16 protein-coding genes are annotated in these 14,766 nt (G+C 74.8%); 5 read left to right on the forward strand and 11 right to left on the reverse strand.

From position 1 onward, the window contains the following. A complete protein-coding gene (locus LPA54_RS13455; protein WP_228977156.1) occupies window positions 1-1,638 on the reverse strand; it encodes an RDD family protein in 1,638 nt (545 codons plus the stop codon). 235 nt (window positions 1,639-1,873) lie between these two features. Here LPA54_RS13455 and LPA54_RS13460 point away from each other — a divergent pair, with 235 nt between their 5' ends. Continuing rightward, complete coding sequence (locus LPA54_RS13460; RefSeq protein ID WP_228977158.1) at window positions 1,874-2,296, forward strand: SsgA family sporulation/cell division regulator; 423 nt, start codon at window positions 1,874-1,876, stop codon at window positions 2,294-2,296. Window positions 2,297-2,429: 133 nt separating this feature from the next. Here LPA54_RS13460 and LPA54_RS13465 read toward each other — a convergent pair whose 3' ends face one another. Further along, the gene (locus LPA54_RS13465) at window positions 2,430-3,797 is read right to left on the reverse strand and encodes an FAD-binding oxidoreductase (protein ID WP_228977159.1); all 1,368 of its coding nucleotides are present in this window, start codon (window positions 3,795-3,797) and stop codon (window positions 2,430-2,432) included. 98 nt (window positions 3,798-3,895) lie between these two features. Between LPA54_RS13465 and LPA54_RS13470 the strand changes: the two genes are divergently transcribed. After that, the gene (locus LPA54_RS13470; RefSeq protein WP_228977160.1) at window positions 3,896-5,287 is read left to right on the forward strand and encodes a hypothetical protein; all 1,392 of its coding nucleotides are present in this window, start codon (window positions 3,896-3,898) and stop codon (window positions 5,285-5,287) included. Between the two features lie 176 nt (window positions 5,288-5,463). Here LPA54_RS13470 and hppD read toward each other — a convergent pair whose 3' ends face one another. Continuing rightward, entirely contained in the window at window positions 5,464-6,609 is a 1,146-nt protein-coding gene (gene hppD, locus LPA54_RS13475) for a 4-hydroxyphenylpyruvate dioxygenase (protein WP_228977161.1), read from the reverse strand. A gap of 121 nt (window positions 6,610-6,730) precedes the next feature. Between hppD and LPA54_RS13480 the strand changes: the two genes are divergently transcribed. Next, window positions 6,731-7,225, forward strand: coding sequence for an Lrp/AsnC family transcriptional regulator (locus tag LPA54_RS13480; protein ID WP_228977163.1), 495 nt, complete (start codon window positions 6,731-6,733; stop codon window positions 7,223-7,225). Window positions 7,226-7,264: 39 nt separating this feature from the next. On the opposite strand, the gene LPA54_RS13485 is transcribed toward LPA54_RS13480, so the two are convergent. From LPA54_RS13485 to LPA54_RS13520, 8 genes are all read right to left on the reverse strand, one after another. After that, window positions 7,265-8,053 carry a S16 family serine protease gene (locus LPA54_RS13485; protein WP_228977164.1) on the reverse strand — a complete coding sequence of 263 codons (789 nt, stop codon included), beginning with the start codon at window positions 8,051-8,053 and terminating at the stop codon, window positions 7,265-7,267. Between the two features lie 95 nt (window positions 8,054-8,148). Further along, on the reverse strand, window positions 8,149-8,793 hold the full coding sequence (locus tag LPA54_RS13490; RefSeq protein WP_228977166.1) for an IclR family transcriptional regulator: 645 nt from the start codon (window positions 8,791-8,793) through the stop codon (window positions 8,149-8,151). A 459-nt stretch (window positions 8,794-9,252) separates the two neighbouring features. Then, window positions 9,253-11,037 carry a DEAD/DEAH box helicase gene (locus LPA54_RS13495; RefSeq protein WP_228977168.1) on the reverse strand — a complete coding sequence of 595 codons (1,785 nt, stop codon included), beginning with the start codon at window positions 11,035-11,037 and terminating at the stop codon, window positions 9,253-9,255. Window positions 11,038-11,168: 131 nt separating this feature from the next. Continuing rightward, entirely contained in the window at window positions 11,169-11,348 is a 180-nt protein-coding gene (locus tag LPA54_RS13500) for a hypothetical protein (RefSeq protein WP_228977170.1), read from the reverse strand. Continuing rightward, on the reverse strand, window positions 11,345-11,545 hold the full coding sequence (locus LPA54_RS13505) for a CopG family transcriptional regulator (RefSeq protein WP_228977172.1): 201 nt from the start codon (window positions 11,543-11,545) through the stop codon (window positions 11,345-11,347). The genes LPA54_RS13500 and LPA54_RS13505 overlap by 4 nt, the downstream gene beginning before the upstream one ends. A gap of 59 nt (window positions 11,546-11,604) precedes the next feature. Beyond that, window positions 11,605-13,080, reverse strand: a complete 1,476-nt coding sequence (locus LPA54_RS13510; RefSeq protein WP_228977174.1) for an MFS transporter — start codon at window positions 13,078-13,080, stop codon at window positions 11,605-11,607. 130 nt (window positions 13,081-13,210) lie between these two features. After that, a complete protein-coding gene (locus LPA54_RS13515) occupies window positions 13,211-13,684 on the reverse strand; it encodes a VOC family protein (protein ID WP_228977176.1) in 474 nt (157 codons plus the stop codon). 90 nt (window positions 13,685-13,774) lie between these two features. Beyond that, the gene (locus tag LPA54_RS13520) at window positions 13,775-14,026 is read right to left on the reverse strand and encodes a GntR family transcriptional regulator (protein WP_228977177.1); all 252 of its coding nucleotides are present in this window, start codon (window positions 14,024-14,026) and stop codon (window positions 13,775-13,777) included. 170 nt (window positions 14,027-14,196) lie between these two features. Between LPA54_RS13520 and LPA54_RS13525 the strand changes: the two genes are divergently transcribed. Next, entirely contained in the window at window positions 14,197-14,391 is a 195-nt protein-coding gene (locus LPA54_RS13525) for a hypothetical protein (RefSeq protein WP_306806496.1), read from the forward strand. Between the two features lie 178 nt (window positions 14,392-14,569). Further along, on the forward strand, window positions 14,570-14,755 hold the full coding sequence (locus tag LPA54_RS13530) for a hypothetical protein (RefSeq protein WP_228977179.1): 186 nt from the start codon (window positions 14,570-14,572) through the stop codon (window positions 14,753-14,755). Window positions 14,756-14,766 lie beyond the last annotated feature (11 nt).

Raw genomic sequence — 14,766 nt, forward strand, 5'->3', positions numbered from 1 at the left:
TCAGTGCCGCGCCACGAACGTCCCGGCCGCCTTGTCGTGCCAGCACTGCCGCCACGGCCGGTCGACCAGGCACCACAGGACGTTCAGCACGCCGATCACCAGCAGCCCGAGCAGCGAGTAGACCAGGCGGCGGCGCAGCGCCGCCCCGAACGTCGGGGGCTCGTGCGACTCGATGCCCCGCACCTGGAGCCCGCAGAGCTTCTTGCCGAGGGTGCGGCCCCACCGGGCGGTGGGCACCGCCTCGTAGAGCACGCCGAGGACCAGCAGGATGCCGAGCGCGATGCCGAACTGGACGGAGGTCGTGCCGTCGACGAGCCACACGGTGACCGTCTCGCCCGACCGCCTGGCCTGTTCGATCTTGTCGCGGATGTGGTCGACGCCCTGCATGACGAAGGGCGCGCCAGCCGCGCCGGCGAGCCCGCCCAGGACGAGGGTGTCGACGACGCGGGCGGCGAGGCGCCTGCCGAGCCCGGCGGGGCGGGCGGACGCCCGCTCCTGCGCGGCCCGCAGGAACGGGTCGGTGACCGGCGGCTTCCACGGGACGACCGGCTGCCCCGCCGCGTCCCCTCCGGGCGCCGCGGCCGGCGCCCCGGGGGACAGCGGGGCGGAGGCCACGGGGGCGGCCTGCTGCTGGGCGAGTCGGTGGACCTGCTGCGCCCAGGACGCGGCGCCGCCCCCGGGTCCGGCCGTGACGGGCGCGGTGCCCGCCGGCGCCGGGGCGTGCGCCGCGGACGCCGCCTGCGGCGGTACGGGCCCGGCGGGCGCGGCCTGCTCCCGGACGGGCGGGTACGGTTCAGGCCGGGCCTGCGCGCCCGGGTGCGCGGCGGCCTGCCGCGCCTGGGCCCGCTCCTGCGGCCCCTGCGCCTGGGCTTCGGCCTCGGCGTGGGCCTGGGCCTGTTGCCGACCCTGTCCCTGTGCCTGAACCTGCGCCTGGGGCTGCTGTCGTGGCTGGAGGCGCCGGCGCGCGTCGTCGTGCGACGCGGCGGTGCTGGGGGCGGGGGCGGACGGGGCGGGGGCCGGCTGCTGGGTGTGCGGACCCTGCTGCGCCGGGACGTCCGCCGCGCGCGAGGAGCGCGGGGTACCGGGCTTCGGCGCGCGGATCGTCATCGTGCCCTCGGGGACCGGCCGCGCGGCCGGTTCGGGCTCCACCCGGCGCACCCCGGGCAGGGCGCCGCCCGTCGGGTCGGCCGGGTTCGCCACGCGGGGGTCCGGGCGGCCGGGCGCTCCCCACGAGACCTGCTCGTCGCGTTGGTCGCCGAAGCCGCGCTGGCGGGAGATGTCGGCCTGCCACGCGGGTGCGGGCCGGGCGTCCCGTTCCGCTTCGCGTTCCGCCGCCGGCAGGGGGCCGGTGGCGGGGCCGGCCTCCGAGGCCAACTCCGGGTCCTCGTCGAGGAAGACGGGTCCCGTCTCCTCCACCGACGGGCCCGTCGCCGCCTGGACGGCCGGCGCGGGCGCGGGGGCGGGGGCCGCCGAGGCCGGGGGCGCCGGCATCGCCTCGCCGTCCCCGGGCGCGGGGCGGCTCGTGCCGGGGACCCAGGCCGCCCCGTTCCAGAACCGGATGTAGCCGGGAATGGAGGGATCTGGGTAGTAACCGGCTTCGGGGCTGCCGTCGCCGGTTGCCGGGGTTGGGGCGCTCATCACCGTGGTCCCGTATCTCCTCGAGGGCCTCAATTCAAGGCACCACATCTATCAGACCGCCGGATGCCCCCGGGCCGCTCCGCTCGCCAGGGCCGCCATCCGGTCACAGCAGTGTCACGCAAAGTAACAGAGATTCGCCGGTGAAAGTCGCGTAATGGCGGGGAGGAAAACAGCTCCCTCCTTCCGCGCGGGTCCGCTCGGGGGCCCGTCCGCACGCCGAGAGGGAGGAACGACCATGGAGGAGACCACGGTGGTGGAACGGGAGCTGGAGCTCAGGCTGGTGCTGTCCCCGGACCGTAGCGTGCCGGTGCCGGCCCGGCTGACCTACCGGGCGGCCGACCCGTACGCCGTCCACATCGCGTTCCACATCGGCTCGGAGCAGCCGGTGTACTGGACGTTCGCCCGGGAGTTGCTGGTGGAGGGGGTGTTCCGGCCGTGCGGCGACGGGGACGTGCGGATCTGGCCGTCGAAGGCGGAGAGCGGCGGCGTGGTCCTGATGGCGCTGTCGTCCCCCGACGGCGAGGCGCTGCTGGAGACGCCGACCGCCCAGGTGACGGCCTGGCTGGAGCACACGCTGCGGGCGGTGCCGCCGGGGACGGAGTCGGAGCGGCTCGGCCTCGACGAGGAGTTGGCCGAGCTGCTGTCGGCTGAGGCGTGAGGGGAGGCCCGGGGACCCGGAGCCCCGGAGCCCGGGCGCCCGGGAGCCGGCGGCCCCGCGGGTCCCGGAGAGCCTTGGGAGCCGGGGGCCCGGGGGCTCGGCGGGCCTGGGCGGCCCCGGGGGGCCCAGGGGGTCAGAAGAGCTTGCCCGGGTTGAGGATGCCGAGCGGGTCGAACGTCCGCTTGATGCCGCGCTGGATCTCCAGTCCGACGGGGCCGAGTTCCCGGGCGAGCCACTCCTTCTTCAGCACGCCGACCCCGTGCTCCCCGGTGATCGTGCCGCCCAGCTCCAGGCCGAGGGCCATGATGGCGTCGAAGGACGCGCGGGCGCGGCGGGCCTCCTCCGCGTCGGTGTGGTCGAAGCACACCACGGGGTGGGTGTTGCCGTCGCCCGCGTGGGCGCAGACGCCGATGGTCAGGCCGTACTCCTCGGCGATGGCGGCCGTGCCGTCGAGCATCTCGGCGAGCCGGGAGCGCGGTACGCACACGTCGTCGATCATCGTGGCGGAGGCGACGGTCTCCAGGGCGGGCAGGGACATCCGGCGGGCGTTCAGGAGGAGTTCGGACTCGGCGGCGTCCTCGGCGGGGACGACCTGCGTGGCGCCCGCCCCCGTGCACAGCTTCGCGACGGCGGCGAGGTCGGCGGCCGGGTCCGGGGTGTCGAAGGCGGCCAGGAGCAGGGCGGCGGTGGTGTCGGGCAACCCCATGCGGCCCAGCCGGTTGACGGCGCGGACCGTGGTGCGGTCCATCAGCTCCAGCAGGGAGGGGGTGTGGCCCTGCTCCATGATGGCGCAGACGGCGGCGCACGCGTCGGCGGCGGAGGCGAACTCGGCGGCCAGGGCGAGCTGCTCGGGCGGCTTGGGGCGCAGGGCGAGCACGGCCCGGACGACGACGCCGAGGCTGCCCTCGGAGCCGACGAACAGCCGCGTGAGGTCGTACCCGGCGACGCCCTTGGCGGTGCGGCGGCCGGTGGACAGCAGCCGCCCGTCGGCGAGGACGACGTCCAGGCCGAGGACGTACTCGGCGGTGACGCCGTACTTGACGCAGCACAGCCCGCCGGAGGCGGTGCCGATGTTCCCGCCGATGGTGCACGTCTCCCAGCTGGACGGGTCCGGCGGGTAGGCCAGGCCGTGTTCGGCGACGGCGCGGGAGAGGACGGCGTTGACGACGCCCGGCTCGACGACGGCGATCCGGTCGACCGGGTCGATCTCCAGGATGCGGTCCATCCGGACGAGGGACAGCACGATGCACCCGTCCGTGGCGTTGGCGGCGCCGGACAGGCCGGTGCGGGCGCCCTGCGGCACGACGGGGACGCGCAGCGCGGTGGCGGTGCGCATCGCGTGCCGGACCTGCTCGACGGTACGGGGCAGGACCACGACGGCCGGGGTGCCGGCGTCGCAGAAGCCCGCCATGTCGCGGGCGTAGGAGGGGGTGACGTCCGGGTCGGTGATCAGGGCCTCGTCGGGGAGACCGGCGCGCAGCCGCTGCAGCAGATCGTCCATGATCCCAGCGTGGCACCCGGGGGCCATCGGTGTGAACCGGGCGTGTACCGGCCGTCGGCGCGCGGGGGCCCGCCGGGGCCGCGCGCACAGTGAGCGGCATGAAGACGGAACGGGTCTCTCAGGTGGTGCTGCTCGCCGGGGCGGGCGCGGTGCTGGCGGGCGCGGTGGCGCTGTTCCTGACGGACGGGATGACGGGGCTGCGCGGCGGGGGCGGCGGGGTGCCGCCCGCTCCGGGTCCGGCGGCGCGGGCGGCGGTGGCCGTGCGGGCGGGCGCGCCGGCGTCGCTGCCGGAGCTGACCGCGCTCATCGGGGACCGCGAGGCGTGGCTGCGCGACCATCCGGGTGACGACGCGTCCTGGGCGGTGCTCGGCGGCGCGTACACGGAGCGGGGCGTGCGGACGGGGGACCCGGCGGCGTACCCGAAGGCGGAGCGGGCGCTGAGGCGCTCGCTGGACGCGCACCCGGCCGCCGCGGGCAACGTCGACGCGGCGCTCGGCATGGGCGCGTTGGCGCACGCGCGCGGTGACTTCGCGGCGGCGCGGCGGTGGGCGGAGGAGGCCCGGCAGCGGGCGCCGCGCCGGTGGCGGGCGCAGGCGGTGCTGGTCGACGCGTACCGGGGGCTCGGCGACCAGACGGGCGCCCAGCAGGCGCTGGCCCGGCTGCGGGAGATGCACACGGGTACGGCCGCGCTGACCCGGGCGGCGGAGGTGTACCGGGACCGGGGTTGGCGGGAGGACGCCTCGGCGGTGGCGTACGACGCGGTGGGCCGGGCCGCGACGCCCGCCGAGAAGGCGGCGTGCCTGGGGCGGCTGGGGGAGCTCGCGTGGGAGCGGGGCGAGCCGGAGGAGGCGCTGCGCCAGTACGCGGCGGCATTGGCGCTCGCCCCGCGGGACGCGCCCGCGCTGGTGGGCCGGGCGAGGGCGCTGGCGGCGCTGGACCGCGCGGACGAGGCGGTACGGGACTACCGGGCGGCGCTGGCGCTGCGGCCCCTGCCGGAGTACGCGCTGGAGGCGGGCGAGCTGTACGCGGCGCTGGGCCGGGAGGCGGAGGCGAAGGCCGGGTACGAACTGCTGCACGCCCGGGCCGCGGAGGCGTTCGGGCACGGGGTGGACCAGTCGCTGGTGCTGGCCCGGTACGAGGCGGACCACGGCACGCCGCTGACCGCGGTGGCGTGGCTGCGCGCGGAGTGGCGTCGCGGGCACCGGTCCGCGGAGGTGGCGGACGCCCTGGGGTGGGCGCTGCTGCGGGCGGGCCGGGCCCGGGAGGCGCTGCCGTACGCGCGGCTCGCCACCGAGCAGGGGCGGCGCAGCGCGCTGTTCGCGTACCACCGGGGGGAGGTCGAGCGGGCGCTCGGCATGACCGGCGAGGCCCGCCGCCACCTCGCGGAGGCGCTGCGGACCCACCCGCGCTTCTCGCCGCTGCACGCCCCGCGGGCGCGGCTGGCGCTGGAGGCGCTGGGCGAGCCGTCGTCTCCGCCGCCGCGCCGGTGAGCGGCGGCGGGGCGGGGCCGGGACCGGGACGCGGCGCCTCGGGCCGCGTGGCGGGGCGCCGCCGAGACGGGCCGGGGCCGAGGCGGGGCGGGCCGCGTGGCGCGGCGGGGCCGGGACGGCCTGTGGCCCCGCGGGTCAGGTCCGCGGGGCCACAAGTACCGGGGGGGCGGGCGGCGTCAGAGGTTGCCGCGCTTCTCCTGCTCGCGCTCGATCGCCTCGAACAGCGCCTTGAAGTTGCCCTTGCCGAAGCCCATCGAACCGTGCCGTTCGATGAGTTCGAAGAAGACCGTCGGGCGGTCCTGGACGGGCTTGGTGAAGATCTGCAGGAGGTAGCCGTCCTCGTCGCGGTCGGCGAGGATCTTCAGCTCGCGCAGGGTCTCGACGGGCACGCGGGTGTCGCCCACCCACTCGCCGAGGGTGTCGTAGTACGAGTCGGGCGTGTCGAGGAACTGCACGCCCGCGGCGCGCATGGTGCGCACGGTGGCGACGATGTCGTTCGTGGCGAGCGCGATGTGCTGGACGCCGGCGCCGCCGTAGAACTCCAGGTACTCGTCGATCTGCGACTTCTTCTTCGCGATCGCCGGCTCGTTGATGGGGAACTTCACCTTCAGCGTGCCGTCGGCGACGACCTTCGACATGAGGGCGGAGTACTCGGTGGCGATGTCGTCGCCCACGAACTCCTTCATGTTGGTGAAGCCCATGACCTTGTTGTAGAAGGCCACCCACTCGTTCATCCGGCCCAGCTCGACGTTGCCGACGCAGTGGTCGATCGCCTGGAAGGTGCGCTTGGCCGGCGGCTCGACGAGCGGCTTGGCGGCGGTGAAGCCGGGCAGGTACGGGCCGCTGTAGCCGGAGCGGTCGACCAGCGTGTGGCGGGTCTTGCCGTAGGTCGCGATGGCGGCGAGGACGACGGTGCCGTGCTCGTCCTTCAGCTCGTACGGCTCGGTGAGGCCGGTGGCGCCCTGCTCCACCGCGTAGGCGTACGCCGCGCGGGCGTCGGGGACCTCGATGGCGAGGTCGACGACGCCGTCGCCGTGCTCGGCGACGTGGTCCGCGAGGAACCGGCCGCGGTCGGTGGTGGGCTTGATGACGGAGGTCAGCACGAAGCGGGCCGCGCCGTTCGTCAGCACGTAGCTGGCCGTCTCACGGCTGCCGTTCTCCGGTCCGGAGTAGGCGACGAGCTTCATGCCGAAGGCCGTGGAGTAGTAGTGCGCGGCCTGCTTGGCGTTGCCGACGGCGAAGACGACCGCGTCCATGCCCTTCACCGGGAAGGGGTCGGCCTGCCGGGCGGTGTCGGGGGTCTCATGCAGGATCTCAGTCATGGCGGCAGGTTCTCTCCGTTCCACAAGCTGCGCAATAGTTCGCGCATCCACTGGTCAATCTGTACAGCGGGGCCCCACTATGTGGGGGCGTTCTGTACACGATGACCACTGGGAGGCGGCCGTGGCGATCGATCATCTGGACGGCAGGCTCATCGCCCTGCTGGCGCGCGAGCCCCGGATCGGGGTGCTGGAGGCGTCCCGGCGGCTCGGCGTGGCCCGCGGCACGGTCCAGGCGCGCCTGGACCGGCTCCAGGCGAACGGCGTGATCCGGGGTTTCGGCCCGGAGGTGGACCCGGCCGCGCTGGGCTATCCGGTGACGGCGTTCGCGACGCTGGAGATCAAGCAGGGGCAGGGCGCGGACGTGCGCGAGCACCTGGCGGGCGTGCCGGAGGTGCTGGAGCTGCACACGACGACGGGCCACGGCGACATGCTGTGCCGGCTGGTGGCGCGGTCGAACGCCGACCTCCAACGGGTCATCGACCGGGTGGTGGGCTTCGAGGGGATCATGCGCGCGTCGACGGCGATCGTGATGGAGAACCCGGTACCGCTGCGGCTGATCCCGCTGGTGGAGCAGGCGGCCACCGACGCGGACCCGCCCCCGGCCCGCCGCGCCTGACGGCGGACGCGGCCCCGTCCCGCCGGTGCCGCCGGCGGGTCAGCAGCTCGGTACGCGGCCGCCGTCCGCCAGGGCTTCCAGGGAGGCCACCGCGTCCTTCAGGGTCGTGACGGGGATGAGCCGCAGCTTCGCCGGGCGCGTGGCCTCGGCGTCCTCGCACTCCGCGCGGGGCACCAGGAACACCGTCGCCCCGTCGCGCGCGGCGGCCTGCGTCTTCAGGGAGACCCCGCCGACCGCGCCGACCGTCCCGTCCGGCGAGATGGTGCCCGTACCCGCGATGATCCGGCCGCCCGTGAGGTCGCCGCCCTCGCCGTCCCCGGCGAGCTTGTCGACGATGCCGAGCGAGAAGAGCAGCCCGGCGCTGGGGCCGCCGATGTCGGCGAGGTGCAGCCGGACGTCGACGTCGTCCTCGCTCTTGCCGAGGTGGTCGAGGGCGGCGGCGACGGCGTCGTCCTGCGACCGCCGCATCTGCCCGAGGTTGCGCTTCTCGATCTCGCGGTCGGACTTGCCGGCCGGGTACACCGAGTCGTGCGGCAGCACCGCCTGGTCGGTGCGGAACCAGGCGCGTACGACGTCCCGGTACCCGATGTCGCTGTGGGGCCCGGTCGCCACGATCGTGACCATCCGCAGCTGTCCCGTGGTCCGGCGGACGGGCGCGCCCGAGATGGTGATCACCGCGCGGCCCTTGTCGGCGCCGAGCACGTCCGCCGTCGACCCGGGATGCGCGATCGTGAACGGCAGCGGGGCGAACGCGGCCACCGCGAGGAGCGCGAGGATCGGCAGGGCGCACAGGGCGAGGGCGCGGGGGCGCGTGAGACGGGAGAGCACGGGGCCAATCTACCGGCGCCCGCCCCGGCGCCCCCGTACGGCCGCCCGCGCGCGGCCCCGCCTCCCTCGAACACCGCGCTGCCGGACACCGCCGCTCAGCGCAGGGCGTCGGCGACCTCGCGGGCGGCGTCGACGACGCGCGGCCCGACGCGCTCCGGTACGGCGTCGGTGAGCATGACCACGCCGACGCTGCCCTCGATGCCCGTCACGCCCAGGAGCGGCGCGGCGGCGCCGCTCGCGCCCGCCTCCAACTCGCCGTGGGTGAGCGTGTAGCCCGGTTCGCCGGGGCCGCCCGCCCGGCGGGCGCCGAGTATCGCCCGGCCCGCGGCGCCCCGGTCCAGCGGGTGGCGGAACCCGGCCCGGTAGGCCACGTGGTAGTCCGTCCAGGTCGGTTCGACGACGGCGACGGCGAGTGCCTCCGCCCCGTCGACCAGGGTGAGGTGCGCGGTGGCCCCGATGTCCTCGGCGAGCGAGCGCAGCGCCGGCAGCGCCGCCTCCCGTACGAGCGGGTGCACCTGGCGGCTGAGCCGCAGCACGCCCAGCCCGACGCGGGCCCGGCCGCCGAGGTCGCGGCGGACGAGGGCGTGCTGCTCCAGCGTGGCGAGCAGGCGGTAGACCACCGTCCGGTTGACGCCGAGCCGGTGGGACAGCTCGGTGACGGTCAGCCCGTGGTCGGTGTCGGCGAGCAGCTTGAGGACGCGCAGTCCCCGGTCGAGCGTCTGGGAGGTTTCCGCGGTCACGACGCCCCCTCCTTCGGAGTGAGTGGCGGCGGACACTCCCAACAGTGCTGCGGCACCCGTCCCTTGAGCGACGCACCGAGAGGCCGCCGGCAGGCCATGGCACACCGGCTGCGCTCCGCGGCGGCGCTGCCACGGGGCGTTTGCATGTGCCCGGGACAGTAGCGAGCGGCTCCGCTGAGCGGAAGACCTCGTCCAGAATCCGGGCGCGCCTGGGGACTTGATCCCGGAATGCGGGCTTCCGTACCGGAGCGCCCCGAAGCCCCACCCGAAAACGGGTGGTTCGGGACGCCCCACGGAGCCCGGCCGGGCCCGCCCGACCCGAGCCCGGCGGGGGCGTACCCGCGCCCGGCGGGGGCGCGCCCGGGCAGGCGCGTACGGGAGGGGCGGGGTGCGTACGTACAGAAGGGGCGGGGCGTGTACGTAGGAAGGGCCGGGGCGCGTGCGGGAGGGGCGGGCGGCTCAGCGCATCCGCGTGGCCCACTCCTGGACCTTCTTGATCCGCTCGCGGATCTGCCCCGCCGTCGCCTCCGCGCTCGGCGGGCCGCCGCACACGCGCCGCAGCTCGGTGTGGACGACGCCGTGCGGCTTGCCGCTCTGGTGGACGTACGCGCCGACCATCGTGTTCAGCTGCTTGCGCAGCTCCATCAGCTCCTTGTGGGAGACCACCGGCCGCCGCTCCGCGGGCAGCTCCAGCAGGTCGGCCTCCTCCGCGGGCTTCTGCCGGCTGTGCTGGATCTGCCGGGCCTGCCGCTTCTGCAGCAGCAGCTGCACCTGGTCGGGCTCCAGCAGGCCGGGGATGCCGAGGTAGTCCTGCTCCTCCTGGCTGCCGGGGTGGGCCTGCATGCCGAACTCGGCGCCGTTGTACATGACCCGATCGAAGACCGCGTCGGACTCCAGCGCCTCGAAGGGCAGCATGTCCTGCTCGCCGGTGTCCTCGTCCTGCTGCTTGTTCGCCTCGTCGAGCTCCTTCTCGGACTCGGCGTACGGGTCCTCCTCGCCCTCCTTCTTCGGCCGGTCGAGGACGTGGTCCCGCTCGACCTCCATCTCGTTGGCGAAGCCCATGAGCATGGGGATGGTCGGCAGGAAGACCGACGCGGTCTCGCCGCGCCGCCGCGACCGGACGAAACGCCCCACGGCCTGCGCGAAGAAGAGCGGCGTGGAGATCGTCGTGGCGTACACGCCGACCGCGAGGCGGGGCACGTCGACGCCCTCGGACACCATGCGGACGGCGACCATCCAGCGGTCGTCGCCCTCACTGAACTCGTCGATCCGCTTCGACGCGCCCGCGTCGTCGGAGAGGACCACGGTCGCGCCGTGCCCGGTGATCTCGCGGATCAGCTTGGCGTACGCGCGGGCCGAGTCCTGGTCGGAGGCGATCACCAGGGCGCCGGCGTCCGGGATCGCCTTGCGGACCTCGGTCAGCCGCTGGTCGGCGGCGCGCAGCACGTTCGGCATCCAGTCGCCGCGCGGGTCGAGCGCGGTGCGCCACGCCTGCGAGACGGCGTCCTTCGTCATCGGCTCGCCGAGCCGGGCGGCCACCTCGTCGCCGGCCTTGGTGCGCCAGCGCATGTTGCCGCTGTAGCTGAGGAAGATCACCGGGCGGACGACGCCGTCGGCGAGGGCGTTGCCGTAGCCGTAGGTGTAGTCGGCCGAGGAGCGCCGGATGCCGTCGTTGCCCTCCTCGTACGTGACGAAGGGGATGGGGTTGGTGTCGGAACGGAACGGCGTACCGGTCAGCGCCAAGCGCCGCGTGGCGGGCTCGAACGCCTCCAGGCACGCCTCGCCCCACGACTTGGAGTCGCCGGCGTGGTGGATCTCGTCGAGGATCACGAGCGTCTTGCGCTGCTCGCAGCGGTTGCGGTGGAGCATCGGCCGCACGCCGACACCGGCGTAGGTCACGGCGACGCCCTGGTACTCCTTGCTCAGCGGCCCGGCGCTGTACTCCGGGTCCAGCTTGATCCCTATCCGCGCGGCGGCGGCGGCCCACTGCTTCTTCAGGTGCTCGGTCGGGGCGACGACGGTCACCTGCTGCACGACGTGGTGGTGCAGCAGCCAGGACGCCAGCGTCAGCGCGAAGGTCGTCTTGCCCGCGCCGGGGGTGGCGACCGCCAGGAAGTCCCGCGGCTGCTCCTGGACGTACCGGTCCATGGCCGCCTGCTGCCAGGCGCGCAGCTTGTTGGCGGTGCCCCAGGGGGCGCGGCCGGGGAAGGCGGGTGAGAGGTGATGGGAGGCGGTAGTAGTCACGGTCTCCGATTCGGGGCTCTCGGACGCATGGAGGTGCGCGCGGTTCGCGTACGACAACCGGGCCACCCTACCGGTGCCCCGCCCCGCCCCCGGGCGGGACGACGCCGTGACCTCGCGGAGTGCGAGCGGCGTCACACCAGGAGCGCGCGGAGCCTCCCGGCGATGTCCGCCACCGCGTCCGCCCGGCCTGTGGCGACGTCGGTGACCAGCCGTTCCGCGGGCCCGGCGCCGCGCAGGGCGACATCCTGGTCGTCGACGGCACCGCCGGCGATGACCAGAACGCCCTCGACGCCGAGGTGGCCACACGTCACTCGAGCCGCTCCATGAGCTCACGCCACCGGGTCGCCGGTGCCCTCGCGGTCTTGCGCACGAGGGCTTCCTCGGCGGTCCGCGCCGGGTGGTCGTCCACGGCCCTGGGCACCATGGCGTGCATGCCGGTGTCCGCCGGCTCGGCGCGCTGCTTGAGGGCGTCGGTCCGGTCGTCGCGAAGACGCGGGTCCCTGGCCATACCGGAACGGTGGCGTCGGCCCGCGGTCACCCTGGTACCGCAGGTGGACGCGCCGCCGCCTACCCGACCGGCGCCCCGGCCCTCACCCGGGTGGCGACCCACGCGCCGAACAGCGCCACGCCCGCCATCGGCAGGAACACCGCCGCGAAGGCGACCGGGTGCGAACCGGACGCCCCGGCGACCGCGTGCCCCGCGACCGACCCGCCGCCCAGCGCCGCGAACGCCGCCCCGCCGGCCGCGAGCAGCAGGACGTTCGACAGCCCGTCGGAGATCTGGAGCGCGGCCGAGTTCGTCCCGGCCTCCTCCGGCGCGGACAGCTTCAGCAGCATCACGCTCGTCGAGGCGATCACCATGCCCATGCCGAGGCAGCCGAAGCCCCAGGCCACCCCCACGACCCACACCGGCACAGCCGGCAGCAGCACCAGCGGCACCACCGCGATGGCCGCCGCCACCAGCAGCATCCCCGCCACCATCAGCCGCTCCCGGTACGGCTCCAACCGGGGCCGCGACTGGACGTACGAGCCCAGCGCCCAGGTCGCCCCGCCCACGGCGAGCGACAGCCCGGCGAGCGTCGGGCTCAGGCCCCGCTGGGTGACGAGCATCAGCGGCACGAACGACTCGGCCGCGATGAACGCCCCCGCCGACACCCCCCGCAGCAGCACCACCGACGGCAGGCCGCGCGCCGCCCGGTACGTCCCGCGCGGCAGCAGCCCCAGCGCGGCGGGTACGAGCAGCGCGGCGCCCGCGGCGGCGGGCACGAGCGACAGCCACCGCAGGTCCTGCCCGGCGTACTGCAGGAGCCCCGCGCCCAGCGAGATGCCGAGCGCCAGCCGCAACCGGCGCCGGTCGAACGCCGGCGCGGGCGCCAGCGGGTCCGCCGGCCCGGACGCGGTACGGCGGATCGCCGGCAGCGCCAGGACGAGCGGCACCACGACGAGCGCCGGTATGCCGAGGAAGACCCACCGCCACCCGAGCCGCTCCGTCACCGTGCCCGCGGCGAGCGGCCCCACGACGGACGGGATCACCCAGGACGCCGCGAACGCCGCCATGATCGCCGGCCGCAGCCGCTCGGGGTACGCCCGGCTGACGACGACGTACAACGCGACGATCACCAGACCGCCGCCGAACCCCTGCACCGCCCGCCCCAGGATGAACGGCCACATCGTGGCGGCCGTCCCCGACACCAGCAGCCCCGCGGCGAAGGCGAGGATCCCCGTGGCGAGCGCCCCCAGCGGCCCGTCCCGGTCGGCCCACTGCCCCGCCAGGACCATGCCGAAGAGGCTGGTGGTGAAGTACGCGGAGAACGCGAACGCGTACAGCGCCACCCCGTCCAGCTCCCGCGCCGCGACGGGCATCGCCGTGCCGACGGCGGTCGCCTCGAACGCGATCAGCAGGACGACGGAGACGATGCCGACGCTCAGCGCCCGGTACTCACGGCCGAGCACACCACCGCCGCCCCGCGCGGGGGCGGCGGTGCCTTCGCCGCGATCGGGGTCCGTATCTGCCTCGGTGTCGGAGGGGTCCAGTGCGCTCATGGCCTCCAGAGTAAGAGGCGTGGAGCCGTTTGACCCCTGTCGCACGACGGGACCGCCCTCGTCCCATGGTCGTACGACCGCCGGCCCCCCGCCCCGGCCCGCCCGGCCCACCTCGCCCCGTCTCCCCGCCTCAGCCCTCGAACGCCTCCTGGAGGGCCCGGATGTCGATCTTCTTCATGCCCATCATCGCCTCGGCGGCGCGCCTGGCCTTGTCGGGGTCCGGGTCGGTCATCATCTCGTCGAGGACGCGCGGGGCGACCTGCCACGACAGCCCGTACTTGTCCTTGAGCCACCCGCAGGGCCCCTCCTGGCCGCCCTCGCCGAGCCGGGCCCAGAAGTAGTCGACCTCCTCCTGGTCCTCACACGCCACGGACAGGGAGATCGCCTCGTTGAACGTGAACTCGGGCCCGCCGTTCATCGCCACGTACCGCTGCCCCGCCAGCTCGAACTCGACGGTCATGACCGTGCCCGCCGGCATCGGGGTCCCCTCGGGGTAGCGGTCGACCTTCACGATCCGCGAGTCCTCGAAGATCGACGTGTAGTGCTCGGCCGCCTCCTCCGCCTGGGTGTCGAACCACAGGAACGGGGTGATCTTCTGCTGCATGTCGGGGTCCTTCCCTCCGTGTGCCTTCACACGAGTAGACCGAGGGGAACCCCGAAACTCATCGCACGGTACGCCGGATGCCCGCGCCGATCATCCGTCGGACGCGTCACCCGCCGTGGCGGCGGCAACGAACGAGCCCTGGCCGAGGACGGTGTAGAGCCTGCCTTCCGCACGCAAGGCGGCGACGGCCTTCTGGATCGTGGAAGGCGCCACGTCAAGCTCGGTCGCGAGATCGACGACGGCGGGAAAGCGGGCGCCCGCCGCGTAGGTACCGGCATCGATCCGGCGGCGCAGCTCGTCCGCGATCTGGGGCCACACGGGCTTGCTCCGGTCGAGATCCATATCGCGAGGATGCGCGTAGCCTCGACATTGCGCGACCGCGAATACGGGGTCATGCACTTGTGCGCCTCCTGCGGGGCTTACGCGCCCCCGGTTGCGGCCGACGGGCGGGCGGCACAGACCGACCCCCCGCCACTGCCGGCTGTATCAGCGTCCGTTGGGAGCCTCGCCCCTTGAGCCTCCCCCGCTCCCCGTACGGGTCGACCGAACCGCTCGACGGCCGCGCCTCACTCCTCGTCCGCCCCTACCTCCTGGCGCACGAACGCCAGGTGAACCAGGCCCGGCGCAGGCTCCCCCTCATCCTCGCCGCCGACTTCGGCATCGACCTGGACACACGGGTCCTGCACGGGGTGGGGACGGCACGGTGAGCACGCCGGCGCGGAAACCGGTCCGGATGTGCGTCCGGTGCGACCGGATCACGAAGGAGCCCGTGGTCTGCGAGGTGCACTCGGCCAGCGGGCCGGGCTTCACGGTCTACGCGTGCACCGCCTGCGCACGCCTGTTCCCGCCGCTCCCCGGCGCGCTTGACCTCAGGGACGGTGAGCGATGAACCCCGGGCGCTCGACGGAGCAGATCTTCACGGCCGCGAGAGCGTCCGGCCGGACGCAGGAGTGCGAGAAGGGCGAGCATGGCTTCTGCACCCCCATGGAGGTGTACGAGTCCGACAGCCCCGGCCCTGACGAGCGGCCGTTCTTCTCCATCACCTGCACGTGCCCCTGCCACAACACCTGACCACAGCCGGG

Source organism: Streptomyces sp. DH12 (genome assembly GCF_020873895.1).
In the GTDB taxonomy this organism is placed as follows: domain Bacteria; phylum Actinomycetota; class Actinomycetes; order Streptomycetales; family Streptomycetaceae; genus Streptomyces.

Coding starts and splice junctions, on each gene's coding strand:
- LPA54_RS13465 (WP_228977159.1), bottom strand. CDS start 3,797: ATGGACGATCTGCTGCAGCGGCTGCGCGCCGGTCTCCCCGACGAGGCC.
- LPA54_RS13515 (WP_228977176.1), bottom strand. CDS start 13,684: ATGCAGCAGAAGATCACCCCGTTCCTGTGGTTCGACACCCAGGCGGAG.
- LPA54_RS13460 (WP_228977158.1), top strand. CDS start 1,874: ATGGAGGAGACCACGGTGGTGGAACGGGAGCTGGAGCTCAGGCTGGTG.
- LPA54_RS13455 (WP_228977156.1), bottom strand. CDS start 1,638: ATGAGCGCCCCAACCCCGGCAACCGGCGACGGCAGCCCCGAAGCCGGT.
- LPA54_RS13470 (WP_228977160.1), top strand. CDS start 3,896: ATGAAGACGGAACGGGTCTCTCAGGTGGTGCTGCTCGCCGGGGCGGGC.
- LPA54_RS13520 (WP_228977177.1), bottom strand. CDS start 14,026: ATGGATCTCGACCGGAGCAAGCCCGTGTGGCCCCAGATCGCGGACGAG.
- LPA54_RS13510 (WP_228977174.1), bottom strand. CDS start 13,080: ATGAGCGCACTGGACCCCTCCGACACCGAGGCAGATACGGACCCCGAT.
- LPA54_RS13505 (WP_228977172.1), bottom strand. CDS start 11,545: ATGGCCAGGGACCCGCGTCTTCGCGACGACCGGACCGACGCCCTCAAG.
- LPA54_RS13530 (WP_228977179.1), top strand. CDS start 14,570: ATGAACCCCGGGCGCTCGACGGAGCAGATCTTCACGGCCGCGAGAGCG.
- hppD (WP_228977161.1), bottom strand. CDS start 6,609: ATGACTGAGATCCTGCATGAGACCCCCGACACCGCCCGGCAGGCCGAC.